Source organism: Solwaraspora sp. WMMA2059 (assembly GCF_027497315.1).
Classification (GTDB): Bacteria; Actinomycetota; Actinomycetes; order Mycobacteriales; family Micromonosporaceae; genus Micromonospora_E.
The window spans coordinates 1,422,527-1,439,134 of the sequence record NZ_CP114908.1 but is presented as its reverse complement, the minus strand read 5'-3'; the positions used below and the strand labels follow the sequence as shown (position 1 = coordinate 1,439,134).

General features: G+C 70.3%; 25 protein-coding genes. 15 read left to right on the top strand and 10 right to left on the bottom strand.

The features are described from left to right. Positions 1-53: 53 nt before the first annotated feature. The 4 genes from O7553_RS06535 (at position 54) to O7553_RS06520 (ending at position 2,834) form a co-directional block, all read left to right on the top strand. The gene (locus tag O7553_RS06535) at positions 54-773 is read left to right on the top strand and encodes a DinB family protein (protein WP_281553944.1); all 720 of its coding nucleotides are present in this window, start codon (positions 54-56) and stop codon (positions 771-773) included. Between the two features lie 154 nt (positions 774-927). Continuing rightward, on the top strand, positions 928-1,425 hold the full coding sequence (rnhA, locus tag O7553_RS06530) for a ribonuclease HI (protein ID WP_281553943.1): 498 nt from the start codon (positions 928-930) through the stop codon (positions 1,423-1,425). Between the two features lie 7 nt (positions 1,426-1,432). Then, positions 1,433-2,035: a GNAT family N-acetyltransferase gene (locus tag O7553_RS06525; RefSeq protein ID WP_281553942.1), complete on the top strand. Its 603-nt coding sequence runs from the start codon at positions 1,433-1,435 to the stop codon at positions 2,033-2,035. A 442-nt stretch (positions 2,036-2,477) separates the two neighbouring features. Continuing rightward, positions 2,478-2,834, top strand: coding sequence for a hypothetical protein (locus tag O7553_RS06520; protein WP_281553941.1), 357 nt, complete (start codon positions 2,478-2,480; stop codon positions 2,832-2,834). Between the two features lie 9 nt (positions 2,835-2,843). Here O7553_RS06520 and O7553_RS06515 read toward each other — a convergent pair whose 3' ends face one another. Together O7553_RS06515 and O7553_RS06510 are read right to left on the bottom strand one after the other, a co-directional pair. Beyond that, positions 2,844-3,110 carry a hypothetical protein gene (locus O7553_RS06515; protein WP_281553940.1) on the bottom strand — a complete coding sequence of 89 codons (267 nt, stop codon included), beginning with the start codon at positions 3,108-3,110 and terminating at the stop codon, positions 2,844-2,846. 3 nt (positions 3,111-3,113) lie between these two features. Beyond that, the gene (locus O7553_RS06510) at positions 3,114-4,130 is read right to left on the bottom strand and encodes a hypothetical protein (RefSeq protein ID WP_281553939.1); all 1,017 of its coding nucleotides are present in this window, start codon (positions 4,128-4,130) and stop codon (positions 3,114-3,116) included. 198 nt (positions 4,131-4,328) lie between these two features. Between O7553_RS06510 and O7553_RS06505 the strand changes: the two genes are divergently transcribed. The 3 genes from O7553_RS06505 to O7553_RS06495 all read left to right on the top strand — a co-directional run bounded on the left by O7553_RS06505 (position 4,329) and on the right by O7553_RS06495 (position 5,761). After that, on the top strand, positions 4,329-5,015 hold the full coding sequence (locus tag O7553_RS06505; protein WP_281553938.1) for an aldo/keto reductase: 687 nt from the start codon (positions 4,329-4,331) through the stop codon (positions 5,013-5,015). A gap of 210 nt (positions 5,016-5,225) precedes the next feature. Then, positions 5,226-5,501 carry a type II toxin-antitoxin system Phd/YefM family antitoxin gene (locus O7553_RS06500; RefSeq protein ID WP_281553937.1) on the top strand — a complete coding sequence of 92 codons (276 nt, stop codon included), beginning with the start codon at positions 5,226-5,228 and terminating at the stop codon, positions 5,499-5,501. Continuing rightward, complete coding sequence (locus O7553_RS06495; RefSeq protein ID WP_281553936.1) at positions 5,498-5,761, top strand: Txe/YoeB family addiction module toxin; 264 nt, start codon at positions 5,498-5,500, stop codon at positions 5,759-5,761. Before O7553_RS06500 ends, O7553_RS06495 begins: the two co-directional genes overlap by 4 nt. 27 nt (positions 5,762-5,788) lie before the next feature. On the opposite strand, the gene O7553_RS06490 is transcribed toward O7553_RS06495, so the two are convergent. Continuing rightward, entirely contained in the window at positions 5,789-5,971 is a 183-nt protein-coding gene (locus O7553_RS06490; RefSeq protein WP_281553935.1) for a DUF397 domain-containing protein, read from the bottom strand. Further along, a complete protein-coding gene (locus tag O7553_RS06485; protein WP_281553934.1) occupies positions 5,968-6,771 on the bottom strand; it encodes a Scr1 family TA system antitoxin-like transcriptional regulator in 804 nt (267 codons plus the stop codon). Before O7553_RS06485 ends, O7553_RS06490 begins: the two co-directional genes overlap by 4 nt. A 140-nt stretch (positions 6,772-6,911) precedes the next feature. Here O7553_RS06485 and O7553_RS06480 point away from each other — a divergent pair, with 140 nt between their 5' ends. The 5 genes from O7553_RS06480 to O7553_RS06460 are packed head-to-tail and all read left to right on the top strand — an operon-like array spanning position 6,912 to position 10,336. Beyond that, a complete protein-coding gene (locus O7553_RS06480) occupies positions 6,912-7,229 on the top strand; it encodes a hypothetical protein (protein WP_281553933.1) in 318 nt (105 codons plus the stop codon). Then, the gene (locus O7553_RS06475; protein ID WP_281553932.1) at positions 7,216-7,533 is read left to right on the top strand and encodes a hypothetical protein; all 318 of its coding nucleotides are present in this window, start codon (positions 7,216-7,218) and stop codon (positions 7,531-7,533) included. Before O7553_RS06480 ends, O7553_RS06475 begins: the two co-directional genes overlap by 14 nt. A 43-nt stretch (positions 7,534-7,576) precedes the next feature. Further along, positions 7,577-8,209 (top strand): DUF998 domain-containing protein, encoded by a 633-nt coding sequence (locus O7553_RS06470; RefSeq protein WP_281553931.1) that lies wholly within the window; start codon positions 7,577-7,579, stop codon positions 8,207-8,209. A gap of 10 nt (positions 8,210-8,219) precedes the next feature. Continuing rightward, positions 8,220-8,777 carry a helix-turn-helix domain-containing protein gene (locus tag O7553_RS06465; RefSeq protein WP_281553930.1) on the top strand — a complete coding sequence of 186 codons (558 nt, stop codon included), beginning with the start codon at positions 8,220-8,222 and terminating at the stop codon, positions 8,775-8,777. Further along, positions 8,774-10,336 carry a serine hydrolase domain-containing protein gene (locus O7553_RS06460; protein WP_281553929.1) on the top strand — a complete coding sequence of 521 codons (1,563 nt, stop codon included), beginning with the start codon at positions 8,774-8,776 and terminating at the stop codon, positions 10,334-10,336. The genes O7553_RS06465 and O7553_RS06460 overlap by 4 nt, the downstream gene beginning before the upstream one ends. Before the next feature lie 55 nt (positions 10,337-10,391). Here O7553_RS06460 and O7553_RS06455 read toward each other — a convergent pair whose 3' ends face one another. Beyond that, entirely contained in the window at positions 10,392-10,949 is a 558-nt protein-coding gene (locus tag O7553_RS06455; RefSeq protein WP_281553928.1) for a hypothetical protein, read from the bottom strand. Between the two features lie 286 nt (positions 10,950-11,235). After that, positions 11,236-11,574 (bottom strand): TIM barrel protein, encoded by a 339-nt coding sequence (locus O7553_RS06450; RefSeq protein ID WP_281555500.1) that lies wholly within the window; start codon positions 11,572-11,574, stop codon positions 11,236-11,238. A gap of 675 nt (positions 11,575-12,249) precedes the next feature. On the opposite strand from O7553_RS06450, the gene O7553_RS06445 reads away from it, so the two are divergent. Continuing rightward, positions 12,250-12,420 (top strand): hypothetical protein, encoded by a 171-nt coding sequence (locus O7553_RS06445; RefSeq protein WP_281553927.1) that lies wholly within the window; start codon positions 12,250-12,252, stop codon positions 12,418-12,420. A 102-nt stretch (positions 12,421-12,522) separates the two neighbouring features. Continuing rightward, on the top strand, positions 12,523-13,623 hold the full coding sequence (locus tag O7553_RS06440; protein WP_281553926.1) for a hypothetical protein: 1,101 nt from the start codon (positions 12,523-12,525) through the stop codon (positions 13,621-13,623). Here the strand turns inward: O7553_RS06440 and O7553_RS06435 are convergent. From O7553_RS06435 to O7553_RS06425, 3 genes are all read right to left on the bottom strand, one after another. Continuing rightward, on the bottom strand, positions 13,612-13,953 hold the full coding sequence (locus O7553_RS06435) for a hypothetical protein (protein ID WP_281553925.1): 342 nt from the start codon (positions 13,951-13,953) through the stop codon (positions 13,612-13,614). The two genes, O7553_RS06440 and O7553_RS06435, sit on opposite strands and share 12 nt — an antisense overlap. 259 nt (positions 13,954-14,212) lie before the next feature. Next, on the bottom strand, positions 14,213-15,052 hold the full coding sequence (locus tag O7553_RS06430; RefSeq protein WP_281553924.1) for a DUF4081 domain-containing GNAT family N-acetyltransferase: 840 nt from the start codon (positions 15,050-15,052) through the stop codon (positions 14,213-14,215). A 95-nt stretch (positions 15,053-15,147) separates the two neighbouring features. Beyond that, entirely contained in the window at positions 15,148-15,414 is a 267-nt protein-coding gene (locus O7553_RS06425) for a hypothetical protein (RefSeq protein ID WP_281553923.1), read from the bottom strand. A gap of 45 nt (positions 15,415-15,459) precedes the next feature. On the opposite strand from O7553_RS06425, the gene O7553_RS06420 reads away from it, so the two are divergent. Continuing rightward, complete coding sequence (locus O7553_RS06420; RefSeq protein ID WP_281553922.1) at positions 15,460-15,777, top strand: hypothetical protein; 318 nt, start codon at positions 15,460-15,462, stop codon at positions 15,775-15,777. 231 nt (positions 15,778-16,008) lie between these two features. Here the strand turns inward: O7553_RS06420 and O7553_RS06415 are convergent, their stop codons facing one another. After that, positions 16,009-16,362 (bottom strand): beta/gamma crystallin domain-containing protein, encoded by a 354-nt coding sequence (locus O7553_RS06415; protein WP_281553921.1) that lies wholly within the window; start codon positions 16,360-16,362, stop codon positions 16,009-16,011. Between the last annotated feature and the right edge of the window lie 246 nt (positions 16,363-16,608).

The window sequence follows — 16,608 nt, the reverse complement described above, 5'->3', positions numbered from 1 at the left end:
TCGCCGACGGCGGGAGCCGGGGGGACCGGAGCCGAGAGGACAGGAGGAGTGCGATGACTCGGGAGGACGTCACAAGCTTCGTCGACCGGGACCTGCGGGGTGCCCGGTTCAACCGGTCGACGCTGGCCGGCGCGGTGATGCGCGGCGTCGACGTGCGCGGGCTGGACATCGACGCGCCGTGGCTTGCCGACGGCGCGCTGCTGGTCAACGGGGTCGACGTCGTGCCGCTCGTCGAGGCCGAACTCAACCGGCGGTTCCCCGGGCGTGAGCTGATGCGGGCCGAGGATCCGGACGGTCTGCGCACGGCGTGGAGGGCACTCGAACTGGCGTGGGCGGCCGCGGTTGACCGTATTCCGTCCTTGCCCGAGGGTGCCGTCGACGTCTCGGTCGACGGTGAGTGGTCCTTCGCGCAGACGCTTCGCCACCTCGTGTTCGCCACCGACGCCTGGCTCGGCAAGGCGATCCTGCGCCTGCCTCAGCCCTTCCACCCGCTCGGCCAGCCCCACGCCGAGTACGAGTTGGACGGCTTCGACATGTCGATCTTCGCGACGGAGAAGCCGGCCCTCACGGTGGTGCTCCAGCTACGTGCCGAGCGGCAGGCCATGGTCCGGGAGTTCCTCACCACCGTCACGGCGGACCTGCTCGCCGAGCCCCGACCGAGCGCGTGGTCACCCGAGCACGACGTGTCCGTCCTGCACTGCCTTCACGTGATCCTCGACGAGGAGTGGTCGCACCTGCGGTACGCGCTGCGTGACCTCGACGTGCAGGGTTGAGGTTGCCGACACGGAGTTGACGACTCGACGTACCGCTCCGCCCTTCCGCCTGCTGTCGCGAAACGGTGGGTACCGGAGTGAACGGCCGTGCCGGGACGACCGCGGTCAAGCCGACCAGTAGGTTGTCCGGGTGGCAGGGCTGAGGACGACGCGGGTGCAGATCTGGACCGACGGCGCGTGCAGCGGCAATCCGGGGCCGGGCGGTTGGGGCGCCCTGCTGCGCTACGGCGAGGCCGAGAAGGAACTGTGCGGCGGTGAGGCCGGCGCGACGACGAACAACCGGATGGAACTCACCGCCCCGATCCGGGCGCTGGCCGCGCTGACCCGGGCGTCCACCGTCGACCTGTACACCGACAGCACGTACGTCCGTAACGGTGTCCTGTCGTGGATGGCGAACTGGAAACGCAACGGCTGGCGTACGAAAGCCGGCGAGCCGGTCAAGAACGAGGATTTGTGGCGGGAGCTCGACGCCGCCGTCGCCCGTCACCACGAGGTCGTCTGGCACTGGGTGAAGGGCCACGCCGGTCACGTGGAGAACGAGCGCGCCGACCGGCTCGCCGCTCGCGGTCAGCGGGAGGCGCTGGAGGCCGCCGGCGTCCCGGTGCCGCCGGTGCCGCAGCCGCGCCGCCGAGCGACACCGCGCCGCAGCTGACCGCCGTGTGTCGGTGGACGGTGGCAGGGTAGGCGTCATGACGATCGAAGTCCGCCCGGCGACGGTGTTCGAGGACGTCGCGACTGTCGTCGGCCCGAAGCGACCGGACGCGAACGTGTGCTGGTGCCTGAGCTACCGCATCGGCTCGAAGGAAAACCTGCTGCTGCGCGGACCGATGCGCGGTGAGCGGGTGCGCGAACTCGTCGGACTCGATCCACCTCCCGGAGTACTCGCCTACGACGGCGACGAGGTCGTCGGCTGGGCGGCGGTGCACCCGCGAGCCGCAACGAGCTTCGCGCGCAACAGGCGGATCCCGCACATCGACGATCTCGATGTGTGGAGCGTGTGGTGCTTCCGGGTTCGGCCGGGCCACCGCAAGCGGGGTGTCGTGCACCACCTGCTCGCCGGTGCCGTCGCCTTCGCCCGCGAGCGCGGCGCGCCAGCGATCGAGGGTTACCCCGTCGACAACAGTGGCGAAAAGGTGGACCTCACGATGGCCTATGTCGGTACCCGCGCGGCCTTCGAGCACGCCGGTTTCGTGAAGGTAGCCGACACCGCCTCGGTACTCGCCGGGTTCGCGCGGGTGCTCATGCGGCTCGATCTGCGGTGACGTCGATCGCCGGCCGGACGGCTCAGGCCGTCAGCGAAGTGTCCGTGCCGGCTCCCGGGAGCCCAGGGTGTGTCCGACGACGTGGCGCCAACCGTGATGGTCGACAAAGACAATCTGTGCCTGCTTCAATCCGCCGACCCACCGCGCGCTCACCGTCCCCATGCGAGGACCCATGGGATGCAGCAGGACGGGAACCCGGGCAGCCCGTGCAGCGTCGAATGCGAGAGGTAGTACTCGTGTAGTGAGGAGAAGCGTAGTGCCCAGCAAGACTAGAATCTTGGCCTTGGTTGTCGCCGTGGTGCTGGCCGCTACTGGGTGCGCCGTGGGAGACGACGTTGGTGGGGCCAGGCCTGACCAAGCTGCGGAGCAGGTAGAGGATTTGCTGCGCACGAGGTACGCACGATGGTATGCGGGTATCATATTGGATGAGCCCGCCGGGACGATGACCGTCTATCGTAAGCCGGGCAGCGATCTCGACGTGGTGGTCCGGAATCGGTTCGCCAACGTCGACATCCGATTCGCGGACGCCCGGCTCTCGGAGCAGGAGATGCTGGTGTTGACCGAGCAGGTCATGGCCGATGTGGAGTACTGGCGCAGCGAAGGTATCGCTGTTTCTGGCGCGGGTCCGTCGCCCGACGGCTCAGCTGTGCTGGTGATGACGGTGGATGGGGCAGCAGGTGAGGCGGAGAGACTATCTGACCATTATCGGAAGCCAATCGTGGTGGAACGGGGCTCGGCTGAGTTCGCGCCTTTCTCGGTCGGTCCGGACGGAATTCCGTCCGGACCGACCAGTAGCTGAACGATAATGTCAGGGGGTGAGGAAGTTCACACTGAGCCGGGAAAGTTGCTCGTTGATGTCGACGTACCACCACTTCCACGAGCATTGCCGGGAGTTGGGATCGTTGATGTCTCCGCTGGGTACTCCGCTGCAGGGCACAATTTCGTCGCGGTTCGCCGAGCGTAGGCTGATGATGCCGCGGGCCGTGCCGCTGTTGCCGGACTGCACATAGACCGGGCCGCCGCTGTCGCCGTTGCCGACAGCGGCGACGCGGTTCGCGCCCTCAGCTCGGACCAAGCCTCAAATCGTGGGTCCGCCGATGGGCGTGAGGGTCTGGTTGAGCGCTTGGACGGTCCAGCCGCAGGCGGAGCCGGAGAAGGATCCACCGGAGCAGACGAGGTTGCCGACGTGGTTGGTGGACGCAGCGCTGATGTTGCGACCCGTGTTGGTGTCGCCGCTGGCGAAGGATGGGCCCTCGTACACGCTGTAGCCAGCGTTGGTGAGGATCAGCATGCCGTCGTACTCGACCGTCGTGTTGGAGAGGGTATTGCCGATCACGGTGCCGTTGCCCGTTCGCCATTGCCCAGCACCGCAATGCGCCGCAGTGAGCAGGTAGCGGGCTGCGCCGTTGTTGCCCCGTACACCGAAGCCTGAGGTACAGGCACCGCCATTCAGGATGAGCGCGCCACCCCAGTAGGGCTGGGTGTCCGCGAACCGGGTCGTAAATTCGGCGGGCGACTCGAGCGACACGTCCAGTTTCACGCTACCGGTTAGCTCGTCAGACACCTGGCGCAGATCGGTAGATGCGCGCCTGTCGCCGTCGGCCAGTGTGACACCGACGCCAAGGCTGTTGCCGTCCGGGGCCGGGCCGACGAGCACGACGCGGCCAGACGAGAATTGTTGTCCCGCGAGACGGTCAGCCTCCTTTTCGAGGATGTGCAGCGAGTAGGCTGCGGCCCGCACCTCGACGTCAATTCCAGCCCGGCGCACCTTCGCGATAACGATCTCGACCGCCGTTGTCAGCTCACCGTGCCAGTAAACAGTCAGGGTGTTGGCGGCGGGATCAACTCGGTCACCAGCGAAACCCGACAGAGCCAGGTCGCCGGCTGCCACCCGGATGGCGTCAGCCGCATCGTTGAGTTTCTCCTGGCGAGCGAAGAGCTGGGCGTACTTGTGCGCTTCGTCTGTGGCCGGTTCTATCGCCGGCGCGATGTCAGACACCTCCGACTTCCCAGGCTCTGCCGAGGCTGGCGCAGGCACGGCTGCGACCAACGCGACGATGATGCCCGCTACCAAGATGCTTCTGATCTTGCTCACAGATGCTCCCATCTCGGTAACGACATGCAAGCACGACCTTACCGGCAGTTATCGATACATTCAAACCTCTCAACTGATCTACTGATCGAGGCTGGTCGGGCTGCAGACAGACCTCGTGCGGCCCTGCCGGCCGGGTCATCTGGCGCCTGCTTCGCGGGTCCTACCCGGCCGCGCGACTTCTCGCAGCCGATCAGGATCATGCTCCTCGTCTTCGTCAACGCGATGACCCGGCTGGGTGTCGACTACGTCAACATCTACCGGCCGGCACGACTGGACCCAGAGGTGCCGATCGAGGACACGGTGGGCGCGGTCAAGGACATGATCGAAGCCGGGTACGTGCGGCATGTGGGACTGTCCGAGGTGGGTGCCGAGACGGTCCGCCGGGCGCACGCCGTGCACCCGGTCGCCGGCCTGCAGATCGAGTACTCGCTGATCTCGCGCGGGGTGGAGGCCGACGTGCTGCCGACACTGCGGGAACTGGGCGTCGGGATGACCTCGTACGGCGTCCTGAGCCGAGGCCTCATCTCGGGCCACTGGCAGAACACCGAAGCGCGACCGGGTGACCACCGCAGCCGGATGCCACGGTTCTCGGGTGACAACGTCGAACACAACCTGGCCCTGGTGGAGGCGCTGCGGCGGGTGGCCGAGGCGAAGGGCTGCACCGTGGCTCAGCTGGCGATCGCGTGGGTGGCGGCTCAGGGCGGCGACATCGTCCCGCTCGTCGGCGCCCGTACCCGCAATCGATTGACCGAGGCCCTGCCCGCCGCCCACCTGGTGCTTTCCGCGGACGACCTGGCCGAGATCGAGAAGGCCGTGCCGGCCGGCTCGGCACGGGGCGACCGCTACCCGGCCGCGATGATGGCCAACCTCGGCACCGGCAACTGACCCTCGACGACGCAAGCACGTCGCCCGGTTGGCTAACCGTCACGCTGCGCTATCGCCGGGTTTGGTGCCTGAAGCGCCGCCTCGTACGCATCCTCGACGCCAGCCCGGCATCCGCCGCGCGCTTCGCCATTCAGCGACCAAAGTCGTACAGGTTTTAGGTACCATAATCGGTACGGTATTCCTGTACCGGCTGCTGGAAGGAGCGCAACCATGTCCATCAGCGCAAGCGAAGCACGGCAGCGCCTGTTCCCCCTCATCGCGCAGGTCAACGACGACCACGACCCGGTACGCATCAGCTCGCGCAGCGGGGACGTGGTGCTCATGTCGGCGGAGGACTACGACGCCTGGCAAGAAACCGTGTACCTGCTTCGGTCTCCCGCGAACGCGAGGCGGCTCATGGAAGCCGTCGCCCGGGACCGAGCGGGCGGCTCCTCGATCGCCAAGACCATGGATGAGCTACGGGAGATGGCCGGGGGCGAGGAGTGAGGGAGGTCAACTTCGATCCCGACGCATGGGAAGACCTGCTCTTCCGGCTCGCCTCGGATCGGAAGAAGGCGCGCCGGATCACCCGCCTGATCGGCGAGATCCAGCGTGACCCGTTCACCGGTGTCGGCAAGCCGGAACCCCTGAAAGGCGACCTGTCCGGCTACTGGTCGCGGCGGATCGATGACGAACACCGCCTGGTGTACCGGGCCGACGAGAAGGAAGTGAAGATCATTAAGGCCCGGTACCACTACAGCGACTGACCGGTCTCGCCCCAGCCGGGGTGCGGCTCAGCGCTTGACGGTGGCGACGAAGGCGGACCAGGCGGGCGGGTCGAAGGCCAGGGTGCCGCCGGTGCGGTCCTTGGAGTCGCGGACCAGCACCCGGCCGGGCAGGTTGTCGGCGACCTCGACACAGTCACCGCCGGAGGCGTTCGAGCGGCGGGACGTGCGCCACATCGGCTCGGTGGTCATAGCTCCCTCACCATCTGCCGGATCAGATCCCGGGACTGGGCCGCGTTCAGGGCGAGCGCGTTGACAGTGTGCCACGCCCGATCGAGCCCGGTCACCCGCGCCGGCTCCGTGACAAGCCGGCCCTCGAAAATATCCTCCATGTATCCAGCGAGTGCGCCGTTGTCGAGCGAGGCGAGCACGAACGACACCGACCGGCCGATGTGCATGCCGACCCCGTCCGGCACCACGTGCACGAAGGTCCGGTGGCGCTCCGACTCGGCCAGCAGCCGCTCCAGCTGCGCCTTGGCCATCGCCGGGTGCGCCGAGCGCAGCGCCGCCATGTCCATCATGAACACGCAGATCGCCGGGTCCTCGCGGCCCAGCACGACGGACTGGCGCTCCATCCGGACGGCGAGCAGCTCGTCGACCTCGCGCTGACTGCGCAGGCCGCTGTCCAGCACCGACCGGGCGTACTCCTCGGTCTGCAGCAGGCCGGGGATGAGTGACGCCTGGTAGTACCGCAGGGTGGTGGCGGACTCCTCCAGCTGGACCCACGGGCGGAACCAGACCGCCTGGGCCATCCGACGCCGCTCCCGCTCCAGCTCACGGGCCTCGGCCGCCTCGGCCGCCGACTTGCGGACCCGGTCACCCGAGCCGAAGAACTCGTCCAGTCGCGCGGCGGTGTCCGGTTGCGGGACCAGCCGGCCCTGCTCGAAGGCGGCGATCAACGAACCGGAGACCAGGATCGCCTCACCGACCTGATCCTGGGTGACGGAGCGCTCGCTTCGCAGCTGACGGAGGATTTCCGGAAGTGTATTCACGGTGCACACCTTTCGGATACAGGTGATTGTCCGGTAGATGGGTGCGGATTGCCGCTGACCTATCTTCCGCTGACTGGGTTGAGAAGTCCAGGGTGGAGTGGAGGAAGATTCGACTCGACACTCCACCCGGGAGGTGAACGATGCCGAGAAACGACGGGATCGGCGGACTACCGCGACAACTACGCCGGCTGCCCACCAACGCGGGCCCGCAGCACACCACCGCACACGACGACGTGATCACCCACGCCCGACGGCTGGTCACCCGGCACATGCCCCGCCGCAACGACGGCTGCCTGCCGTGCGGGCAGGTGTACTGCCGGCCGTTCCGCAAGGCGCTGGCCTACCTCGACCGGCACCGGGATCCGGCGGCCAGAAGAGTCCGCGCGGTACTGCAACTACACGGCCTGCAGCCACCGGAAATGGTGCCGGAAAGGATGGACGACAATGAGCAACAGTGATCTTCCGGTCGAGGTCGGCGACGTGATCAAGATGTCGGAAACCGATTACCGGTACGGCATCGGCGCGCTCCGACTGCGGGTGCAGCACGTGGGCGACGTTTCGATCGAAGACGGGATCCGATGGGTGCAACTGATCGGCGCACAGATCAACTTCGACGGCCGGGACGGCGTCACCCGACACGTCCAGGCCCGGCTGGTGGCGCTGCTGCGGCCGGGGGCGGTGATCCGACCGGTCCGGCACCACCGGCCGGCACCACCGACACATCCGGCGGGCAGCCACGCCGATCCGGACCGGCCGGCCTGACACCGCAACCACGTGAGCCGGGACCGCGTGACACCGTAGGCGGGTGAGGCGTACCAGGTGGTGGGCGGTCGGGGCGGCGGTCGGCGCGGTCGGCGGGGCGGTGACCGTGACGGTCGCGGTGGTCGCCGGTCCCGGTCCGGGACTGCGCGGGTACGTCAGCGAGTCCGGGGTCGGCGACGGCGGCTCCGTGGTGGCGTACCAGTCGGGGCTGCTCGCCCTGGCGGTGAGCCTGCTGCTGCTCGCCGGGGCGCTGCGCCCGGTCCGCGCCGCCGCCTGGCTGCTGGTCGCGGCGGCCGGCGCGACGACGGTCTCGGCGACCGTCTCCTGCCGGGACGGCTGCCCGTTGCCGCCACACGACCCGGTCACCGCCACCGACCTGGTGCACGGCGGGGCCAGCATCGTCGCCGTCGCCTGCTGCGTCTTCGCGATGATCGCCGTGTTCTGGTCGCCGGTGTCGACCTGTCCGCTGCGCCGGCTGGCGCTGCTCGGGGCCGCCGCCGCGCTGCCGCTGTCCGCCGCAGTCGGGCTGGGCATGCTGCTGGTCGGCGGCGGGCTGCTGGTCGGCACGTTGGAGCGGCTGCTGTTGCTGCTGATCGTGGTGTGGTGCGTGGCGACGGCGGGGCAGGTGGCCCGCGACCCGACCCACTCCGATTGCAGAAATTACGTAACTACGTAATAATGGGGTGATGACTGAGCCGGAGTTGACCGAGCGGGTCACCGCCCTGGAACGGACCGTGCAGGACCTCGTCGCGCGTCTCGACGCCGACCGAGCCGTTGACGCCGACCGAGCCGTCGGCGACGCGTCGACCGGACCGAACGCCGTCGGACCGGACACCGGCAACCCGTTCTGGGCGCTCGACGGACTCAAGGACCAGGTCGGCGGCACCTCCGGCGCGGTGCTCTACACCGGCACGGTCACCCTGCCGACCGGCGAACACTACGACTGGCAGTACGGGCACACCGTCGACGACCTGCTCGACGCCGACTGGACCGGGTACGCCGACACCCTCACCGCGCTCGCCCACCCGGTGCGGCTGCTGCTGGTCCGGCACATCCTGGCCGGCACCCGGACCGTCGCCGCCCTGGCCGAGATCGACGGGCTCGGCACCACCGGTCAGCTCTACCACCACCTGCGGCAACTGGTCAGCGCCGGCTGGCTGCGCACGTCGACCCGGGGGCAGTACGCCGTACCGCCGGAACGGGTCGTCCCCCTGCTGATCGTCCTGTCCGGAGCACACCGATGACCCCGACGCGTACCCGCGCTCTGATCGTCGCGGCGGCTGTCGCCGTCGTCGGCGGGCTGCTCGCCGCGCTGATCGCGCCCTGGCCGGCCCGCCTCGGCGACGCCGCCACCGGTGACCTCGCGCTCGCCGACGAGGTCCGCGCGGTGATCGACGACCCCGGTGGCTACCGGGGTCTGGCGGTGGCGCGGATCGCCGACGGGCAGGTACGGGTCGCCGGACTCGGTGACCGCGCTCCGGGCACCGTCGGCCGCGCCAGCGAGCCGGTACGGCCGGACACCCCGTTCGAGATCGGCTCGATCGGCAAGACGCTGACCGGGATGCTGCTGGCCGACCAGATCGCCGCCGGGCAGGTCGACGGCGACACGACGCTCGCCGAGGCGCTGCCCGGTCAGGAGTTCGCCGACCCGACGGTCGGTGAAATCACCCTGGCTGAGCTGGCCAGCCACCGGTCCGGGCTGCCCCGGCTGCCGACGGTCGGCGCAACCGCGACGCTCACCATGACGCTGGGGGCGCTGCGCGGCACCGACCCGTACGCCGGTCTGGACGTCGACCGGATCCGCGCAGCGCTGACCCGCGCCCGGGTCGGTGACGGTCGGGGCGAGGTGCACTACTCCAACTTCGGCGCGGCGCTGCTCGGCATCGCGCTGGCCGAGCAGACTGACCAGGCTGAGCAGACCGGGAGTGTTGGAGAGGCCGACGCCGGCTCCTACCCGGCGCTGGTCGAGCGACGGCTGATCGGCCCGCTCGGCATGAGCGACACCGGCTACTCCCTCGACGGGGCCGACCTGCCGGCCGGTGCGACGACCGGATCCACCGCCGGTGGGCGCGCCGCCGATCCGTGGCAAGGCTCCGGGCTGGCCGGCGCCGGCATCGGCCTGTGGTCCACCGCCCCGGACCTGGCCCGGCTGGTCACCGCGCTGCTCGACGGCTCCGCGCCCGGCGCGGACGCCACCCAGCCCCGGTTCACCGCCGACGACGACACCCGCCGGATCGGCTACGGCTGGTTCACCACCACGTACGACGGTCGGGCGATCACCTGGCACAACGGCGGGACCGGCGGTTTCCGGTCGTACGTCGGCTTCGACCCGGCCACCGGCGACGGCGTCGTGGTGCTCGGCAACACCGACAAGGGTGTCGAGCCGATCGGGCTGGCGCTGCTCGGGGTGGCCGGTGACAGCGACGCCGCCGGGGCCGGGCCGCTGCTGATCGGCGTCACCGTGGTGTTGCTGCTGGCCGCCGCGGCCACCCCGGCGGCGACCGCGTTCGGCGGCCGGCGGCGCTGGCTGCCGGTGACCGACCGGCTCAACGTTATCGGCTCGGCGTCGAGCGCGCTGCTCTACCTGCTGATCGGGCACCTCGCCGGTGCCTGGCACGACGTGTGGGCCGGCTGGTGGGCGGTGGCCGCCGGACTCGCCGCCGGTGGGGTGGCGGCCGGCGTGCTGCGCTGGCGACGGCTGCCGGTGACCGGGTCCGGCCGGCCGTGGCTGCGCTGGACCGGGCTGGTGGCCACCGTCACCGTCACCGCCGTCGCGCTCACCCTGACCCTGCTGCTGGGCTGAGCTCCGCCGGGCGATCCGCCGCTGGGTTGGTCAGGTGCCGGGTCGTAGCGGCCGGTCAGGGTGCCGGGTCGTAGCGGCCGGTGGCGGCGCGGGCGGCGACGCCCAGCAGGTCCAGGTTCCCGGACAGGCCTTTGATCTTGGTCGGCACCGCTCCCGCCGGGTAGGCGCGGGTCACCGGCACCTCGCAGACCCGCAGCCCCAGCCGGGCCGCCCGCACCGGCAGGTACGCCAGCAGTTCGTGCGCGTCGAACACGTCCCGGAACACGTTGACCCGGGGGTCGGCGAGCAGCCGGGCCGAGTGGCCCCGGAAACCGTTGGTGGTGTCGGTGTACCAGGTCCGCGCCCCGGCCGACAGCAACGGTGCGTGCAGCAGCCGGATGCCGAGGTACCGGGACCAGGGCGTGTTGACCGCCACGCCGCCCGGGACGAAGCGGGAGCCCTGCACGTAGGCGTACCCGTCGTCCAGCCGGTCCCGGAACCGGCCGATCGCCTTGACGCCGTCCTGGCCGTTGCCGTCCACGGTGACCACCCCGTGGTAGCCGTCGTCCAGGGCTGCGGCGAAGGCCATCCGCAGTTGCGCGCTGAGCCGGCCCGGACCGCGTTTGACCAGCACCGACCGTACGCCGTGGCCGGCCAGGAAGTCGTCGGCGACGGAGCCGTCCGTGCTGCCCCGTCGGCGATCAGCACGTCAAGGCCGTGACCGTGGTCGTGCATCCGGCTCAGCTGCGCCCGCAGCAGGTCACCCTCGTTGATCACCGGAACCACTACCGCGTACCGGCTGCGCCGGGGTGCGAAGTCGCGTCGGTCGTAACGCGGTACCCGCCGGTCGCTCCGGGAGGGCGCTGGTACCTGGTCGCCTGGTACCTGGTCGCCTGGGGGGTCGAGTTGTCGGGTGCCGGTCAAGGCCGCTCACGGCACAGTGCCACGGCGTACCGGGCGGCGCGATCGACGGCGGCGACTGGATCGCCGTCCGTCGGGCGCATCTCGACACTCAGGTACCGGTCGTACCCGACGGCCCGCAGCGCGGCGACGAAGTCGGCGTGGGCGCGGTCCGGGGTGCCGACCGCCGCCAGGTCGGGCTCGCTGAGATGGGCGTGGCGCAGCAGCGGAGCGAAGCGGTCGGCGCTGGCCGCCGCGTCGTCACCGGCCAGCGCCATGCAGGCGGTGTCCAGGTGCAGCCGCAGCCCCGGCGAGTCGACGGCGGCCACCAGCCGCGCCGCCTCCTCCGCCCGGAGCAGGTAGTCGGCGCCGGGTGTTCTACCGCCTGGTCAACCGGTACAGCGACCTCGACACCCCGCTGCGTACCGAGCGTCTGAGACTGACCTCCCGGCGCACGCTGGCCCCGATGCTCGCCATGCGGAAAAGGGTCCGCTACCGCAAGGCCCTGTACGCGATCCTCGGGCACCGGCACGAGCACCTGCGGTACATCCGGACCACGGTGGACACCGCCGCGCGCCGGCGGCTGGACCGGGAGACGTCGAGCCTGGCCTTCGACATCCTGCTGTCGTTCTCCGACTTCGGGCCACGGGTGGCACACCGACTGTCCCTGACGTTCGGCGCCCTTTCGCTCGCCGGCATCGCGTACGCGGTCGCGGTGTTCCTCGTCAAGTCCGACCCCATCGAAGGGTGGACCACCCTGGCGATCCTGGTGTCCGGCGGATTCACCGGCCTGTTCCTGATCCTCGGGGTGCTCGGCGAGTACCTGGCGGATCCTGGTCGAGGTACGGGCCCGGCCGATGTACGCGGTCCGCGACGTGGTGGTCTGCCAGCCGGCCGAGGCACCAGGGCGTACCGCCGGACCACCAGGGCCATACCTGCACGATCAGGTGACCGGCGCACCGGACGACCGCCCGGGCCGCATCGGCCCGTCCGGCCACATCGGACGACCTTGCGGCGACGATCGGGGCGGGGGCGTGAGCAGGCTCACCCGGCTCACCGGGCGACCGACCGAGGACTCGACCAGCGACCCGGTCGACGCCCGGCGGACCCTGTCGGTGCCCGGCTGGCTGCCCGCCGCCGGCTGGGCGACGCTCGTCGGCGTACTGGCCGTCCTGCTGCTCTACTACTGGGACGGCCCGCCGTAGAACCCGGACTCGTGGCGCTACTACGAGCTGTCCCAGACCCTCGGCGGCGACTTCTTCCGGATCGCCTCCCGGCACAGCTACCAGTCGCCCGAGCCGTACTCGATGGGCTGTGGTCCGCTCTGGCCGATTCTGGTCGGGGTCACCGGCGGCGGCCTGGTGCTCCCCCGACCGGACACCCTGCCGGCTGTGCTGCTCCTGGCGGTGCTGCTGGTCGTGATCCGCCGCCGGGACTGGCGCTGGCTGCTGCCAGCCGGCCTGGTCTTCACCCTCGTGATGTCGCCGTGGGCGGTCTACGGGCTGGTTCACTTCGGTACGCCGTTCCCGGCGGACAACCGCATCATCGCGCTGGCCGTGCCGCAGCTGTACGTCACCGACGTGATCGACGTCGACCAGCTTCCGACCGCCGCCGACGACCCGATCGGCTGGCTGGCCCGGCTCGTCGGCAACGCGCCGGCGGCTGTCCTGCAGGCGGCCAAGGCCGCGGTCTGGGCACCCACCGTCGTGGCCACCACTGTCGCCGCCGGCCTGCTGCTCCGCCGCGGCCGCAGACTGCAGCTTCGCCGCGGCCGCAGACCGCTGCGCCATGGGCCGCGATGGCTGCTGGTCGGCCTGGCCGCGCTGGCCGCATTCACCGCACAGGTCGCCTTTTCAGAGCTCAGCACCGGCTACCTGAGCCGACGCTATCTCAGCCTGGCCGTGCTGCTGACGCTGCTGACCGCAGTCGTGCTGATCCTGCGGGCCCCGGTCCCGGCCCGGCTGACCGGGCGGCGGACCGGGCATGCCGTCGGCGTGCTGCTGCTGACGCTGCCGGCAGGCTGGGCGCTCGGACACCAGCTAACCACCGTGCCGCCGGACCCGGACAGCCTCACCGGTGGCGTGGTGGAGCAGGAGCTGCGGCGCTGCCGCAGCGACGGGACGCTGACCATCGTCACCAGCACGGAAGTCGGCCGGCACAGCACCCTGACCGGCCGGCGGACGACGTTCTTCCCGGATAACTTCGCCGACATCCCGGTCGCGCAACGGCGCGACCGGATCGCCACCTGGGGAGTCGACCAGCTCCACCTGCTGCCGCTGCCGGCGGACGCCGATCCGCGGACCGTCCGGCGACACGACGAGCCACGCTCGTTGCTCTCCACCGCCGCCCGGGTGACCCCGGATCCGTGTGTCACGACGGGCCGGCTCTACCGGGTGTCACTCGGCTAGGAACGTGGACCTGGCTTGTCGTGTGGTCGCGCCGGCGCGCCACCGAGCATCGTGACGCAGCACATCGAGCAGCAGAACCGTCCAGGTTAGGGCACTGCTCGGGCCCTGGCGGCCCTCCCAGCGCGGGCCTTCACCCCCGGCCTGAAGGCCGGAGCACTGGCCCGCATTCCGGTAGCCGCCACCGCCGCCCGCGAAGAGCAGCACCGCCCGGCCAGCGGGTGGGCCGACCTCCCCGTACTCCACGAGACCGGCCCGGGTCGTGACCAGTGTGCTGCCGGCGTGCAGCTCGGCCCGTTGGCGACGGACGAATTCCCGGTAACCGTGTGCCACGATCGGGTTGCCTTCACTGATGGACCTGCCTGGCGGGTTGGCTGGCCGGCACCAGCCGGTACGCGCGTGCGCTGCGCCGCCAAGACCGGACACCCCGGCCCGCTCAGCCTCCCCAACCTTGTTGGGCGTTCGTCCTGGACGAACGCCGAACAAAGTACCACCGCTGTCGGACGCGGTTCCGTGGCCGCTGGACGGGTAGGAGTGGCTGGCTGGACGAGTAGGAGTGGCTGGACCGTGCCGACGCCGCGGATGGCAGGGCTCAGAAGAGCACGGTGGCGAAGGAGCCGACCCGGCGGAAACCGCACCGGTCGTAGACCCGACGGGCCGCGGTGTTGTAATCGTTGACGTACAGACTGACGGTCGGCGCGACCCGGCGCAGCGCGTCGCGGACCACCGCCGCCATCGCCGGGGTGGCCAGCCCACGGCCGCGCCATATCGGATCGACCCAGACCCCTTGGACCTGCGCGGTGTGCCGGGTGACGACGGCCAGTTCGGCCTTGAAGACCACCGTGCCGTCGACGATCCGGGCGTACGTGCGACGGGCCCGGACCAGCTCGCCGACCCGCCGCCGGTAGCCGCGCCCGGCGTCCTCGGCGACCGGGGAGACGCCGACCTCCTCGGTGTACATAGCCACCGCCGCCGGGAAGAGCAGGTCGATCTCGTCGGGCCGGACCAGGCGTACCCCCGGGTCAGCCGGCACCGCCGGCGGCCGGTCGGCGATCAGCAGCGGCTGGTCGGCACGGATCTCCCGGGCCGGCCCCCACTGCCCGCCGATCCGCTCCCACAGCCCGAGTACGGCGTCGGCCCGACCGACGATCGACGAGCAGACCCGTTCCTCGATGGCGAGCCGGTCGGCAAACGCCGCGACCGCAGCCGGCGAAGCGTGCACCGGGGTCAAATGCCCGCCGAGCCAGCACAGCGACTCGAGTTGGCGGCGCGGCCCGTAGCCGAAGACCCGCCCGTCCGAGCGCCACCAGGCCAGTCCGCGCGCGGCGATCCGCTCCGCGACCTGCGGCGCGGCATAGGGGTCGAGGTCGAGGATCCGCTCCACCGCCCCACGCTCGGTCTCCCCGAGCTGCCGCACCGGCACCGTCAGCACAGTTACCAGCCTGCCAGATCCGATGCCGCCCGGCAGACCCGATCCGGGCACCAGGGGTCAGGCGCTGCCCCGCACCACCAGTTCGGTCGGCAGGATCACTGCGGCGTGTGAGTCGCCGGCCAGGTGGCCGAGCAGCAACCGGACCAGGTTAGAGCACTGCTCGGGCCCTGGCGGCCCTCCCAGCGCGGGCCTTCACCCCCGGCCTGAAGGCCGGAGCACTGGCCCGCATTCCGGTAGCCGCTGAGCCCGGACAGCGCCGCCGAGACCGCCGCGCCGACCCCGGCGTACCGCGCGGTGTTGGCCACCCAGCGCCAGAACTGCCCACCCCGGTACGCCGACAGCTCAGCGATGTTGACGAACATCCCGGACCGCAACCTGCCCGATCGATGGGCTTCATCGGCTGTTCGATGGCTGAGAACATCGCCCAGGGCTACGTCGCGATCGGCGGCCAACGCATGTGGGGGCCCTACGGCACCGGCGGAGCGGTCGTCCAGTCCTTGACCAACACCAACTCCAGCTCGTGGCAGGCCTTCGACCGGCAAGCCGCCCAGTACGGCCGGCCGACCGCCGTATGGGTGCAGATCTGCATCTTCACCCAGAATGGAGCGACCTACAACGAGGTCCGGCAGCTCATCGCCAACGCCGGCAGCACGCCGCACCGGGCGCGACCATCTACATCTCCGGCCAGCCGCTCTACGACCCCGGCCAGGCGAGATAGCCACTGATCCGGCGAAGCTGTCGGCCGAGTACTTCACCGTCCCCGGTGGGCTGGCCCGCGCCTAATACCCACAACCCGTACGCCAGCGCGGCGGCCGCCCTGGCCGAGGCGACCCGGACCGCCCCACCGGTCACTGACTGATCCGTCGAGACCGCCCGAAACGCTCGCCGTGGGGCCCGCCCTCCGCTGGACGACAGGACGCGGCAGGGCAGGCCGACGGCAGGTGGTCAGTCGCCGATCACCAGATCCGTACCTCGTACACCCGGACCCGGGCACCCGCGAAATCGGTACCCCACCACTTCTCCAGAGTCGTGCTGTAATAGCGGCCATCCCGCTCGTAGTTGACGGTCGCTTTGTTGTTGCCGCTGTCGAACCGGTAGACGCCGCTGATGTTCGTCCCGGTCGCTCCTGCGTTCGCGAAGCATCGGACCAATCGGTAGCCACCACCGAGATCGATGTGCAGCTTCAGGAAGTCGTTACGGTCGGCACAGGAAACCTGGTTGATGGCGAACGCTGGGCTCGCCGGCAGGCCCAACGTCAGGGCGGCGACCGCCGTCAGCCCGACGGCGACCTTCTTGAAGCGCGTCATCATCCGACTTGTCCCTTCTATCCGCACCGTGGCGATCGCGCAGGCGGCACCTGCCGTCCGATATACCGGTGTCCAGGTGTCGACGGCACCGGCCCTGGCGTTGGTTCGCCGGCAAGTGTCGAATCTAGGGAAATTCTCCGAAACGCTTGCCAACGACCCGACCGGCACGACGGGGCCGACCGAGAGCCACCAGGCCGCAGCGCGCGCACCGGAAACGTTGATTTGTCCAACTGTCGTCCCTCTGTCGAG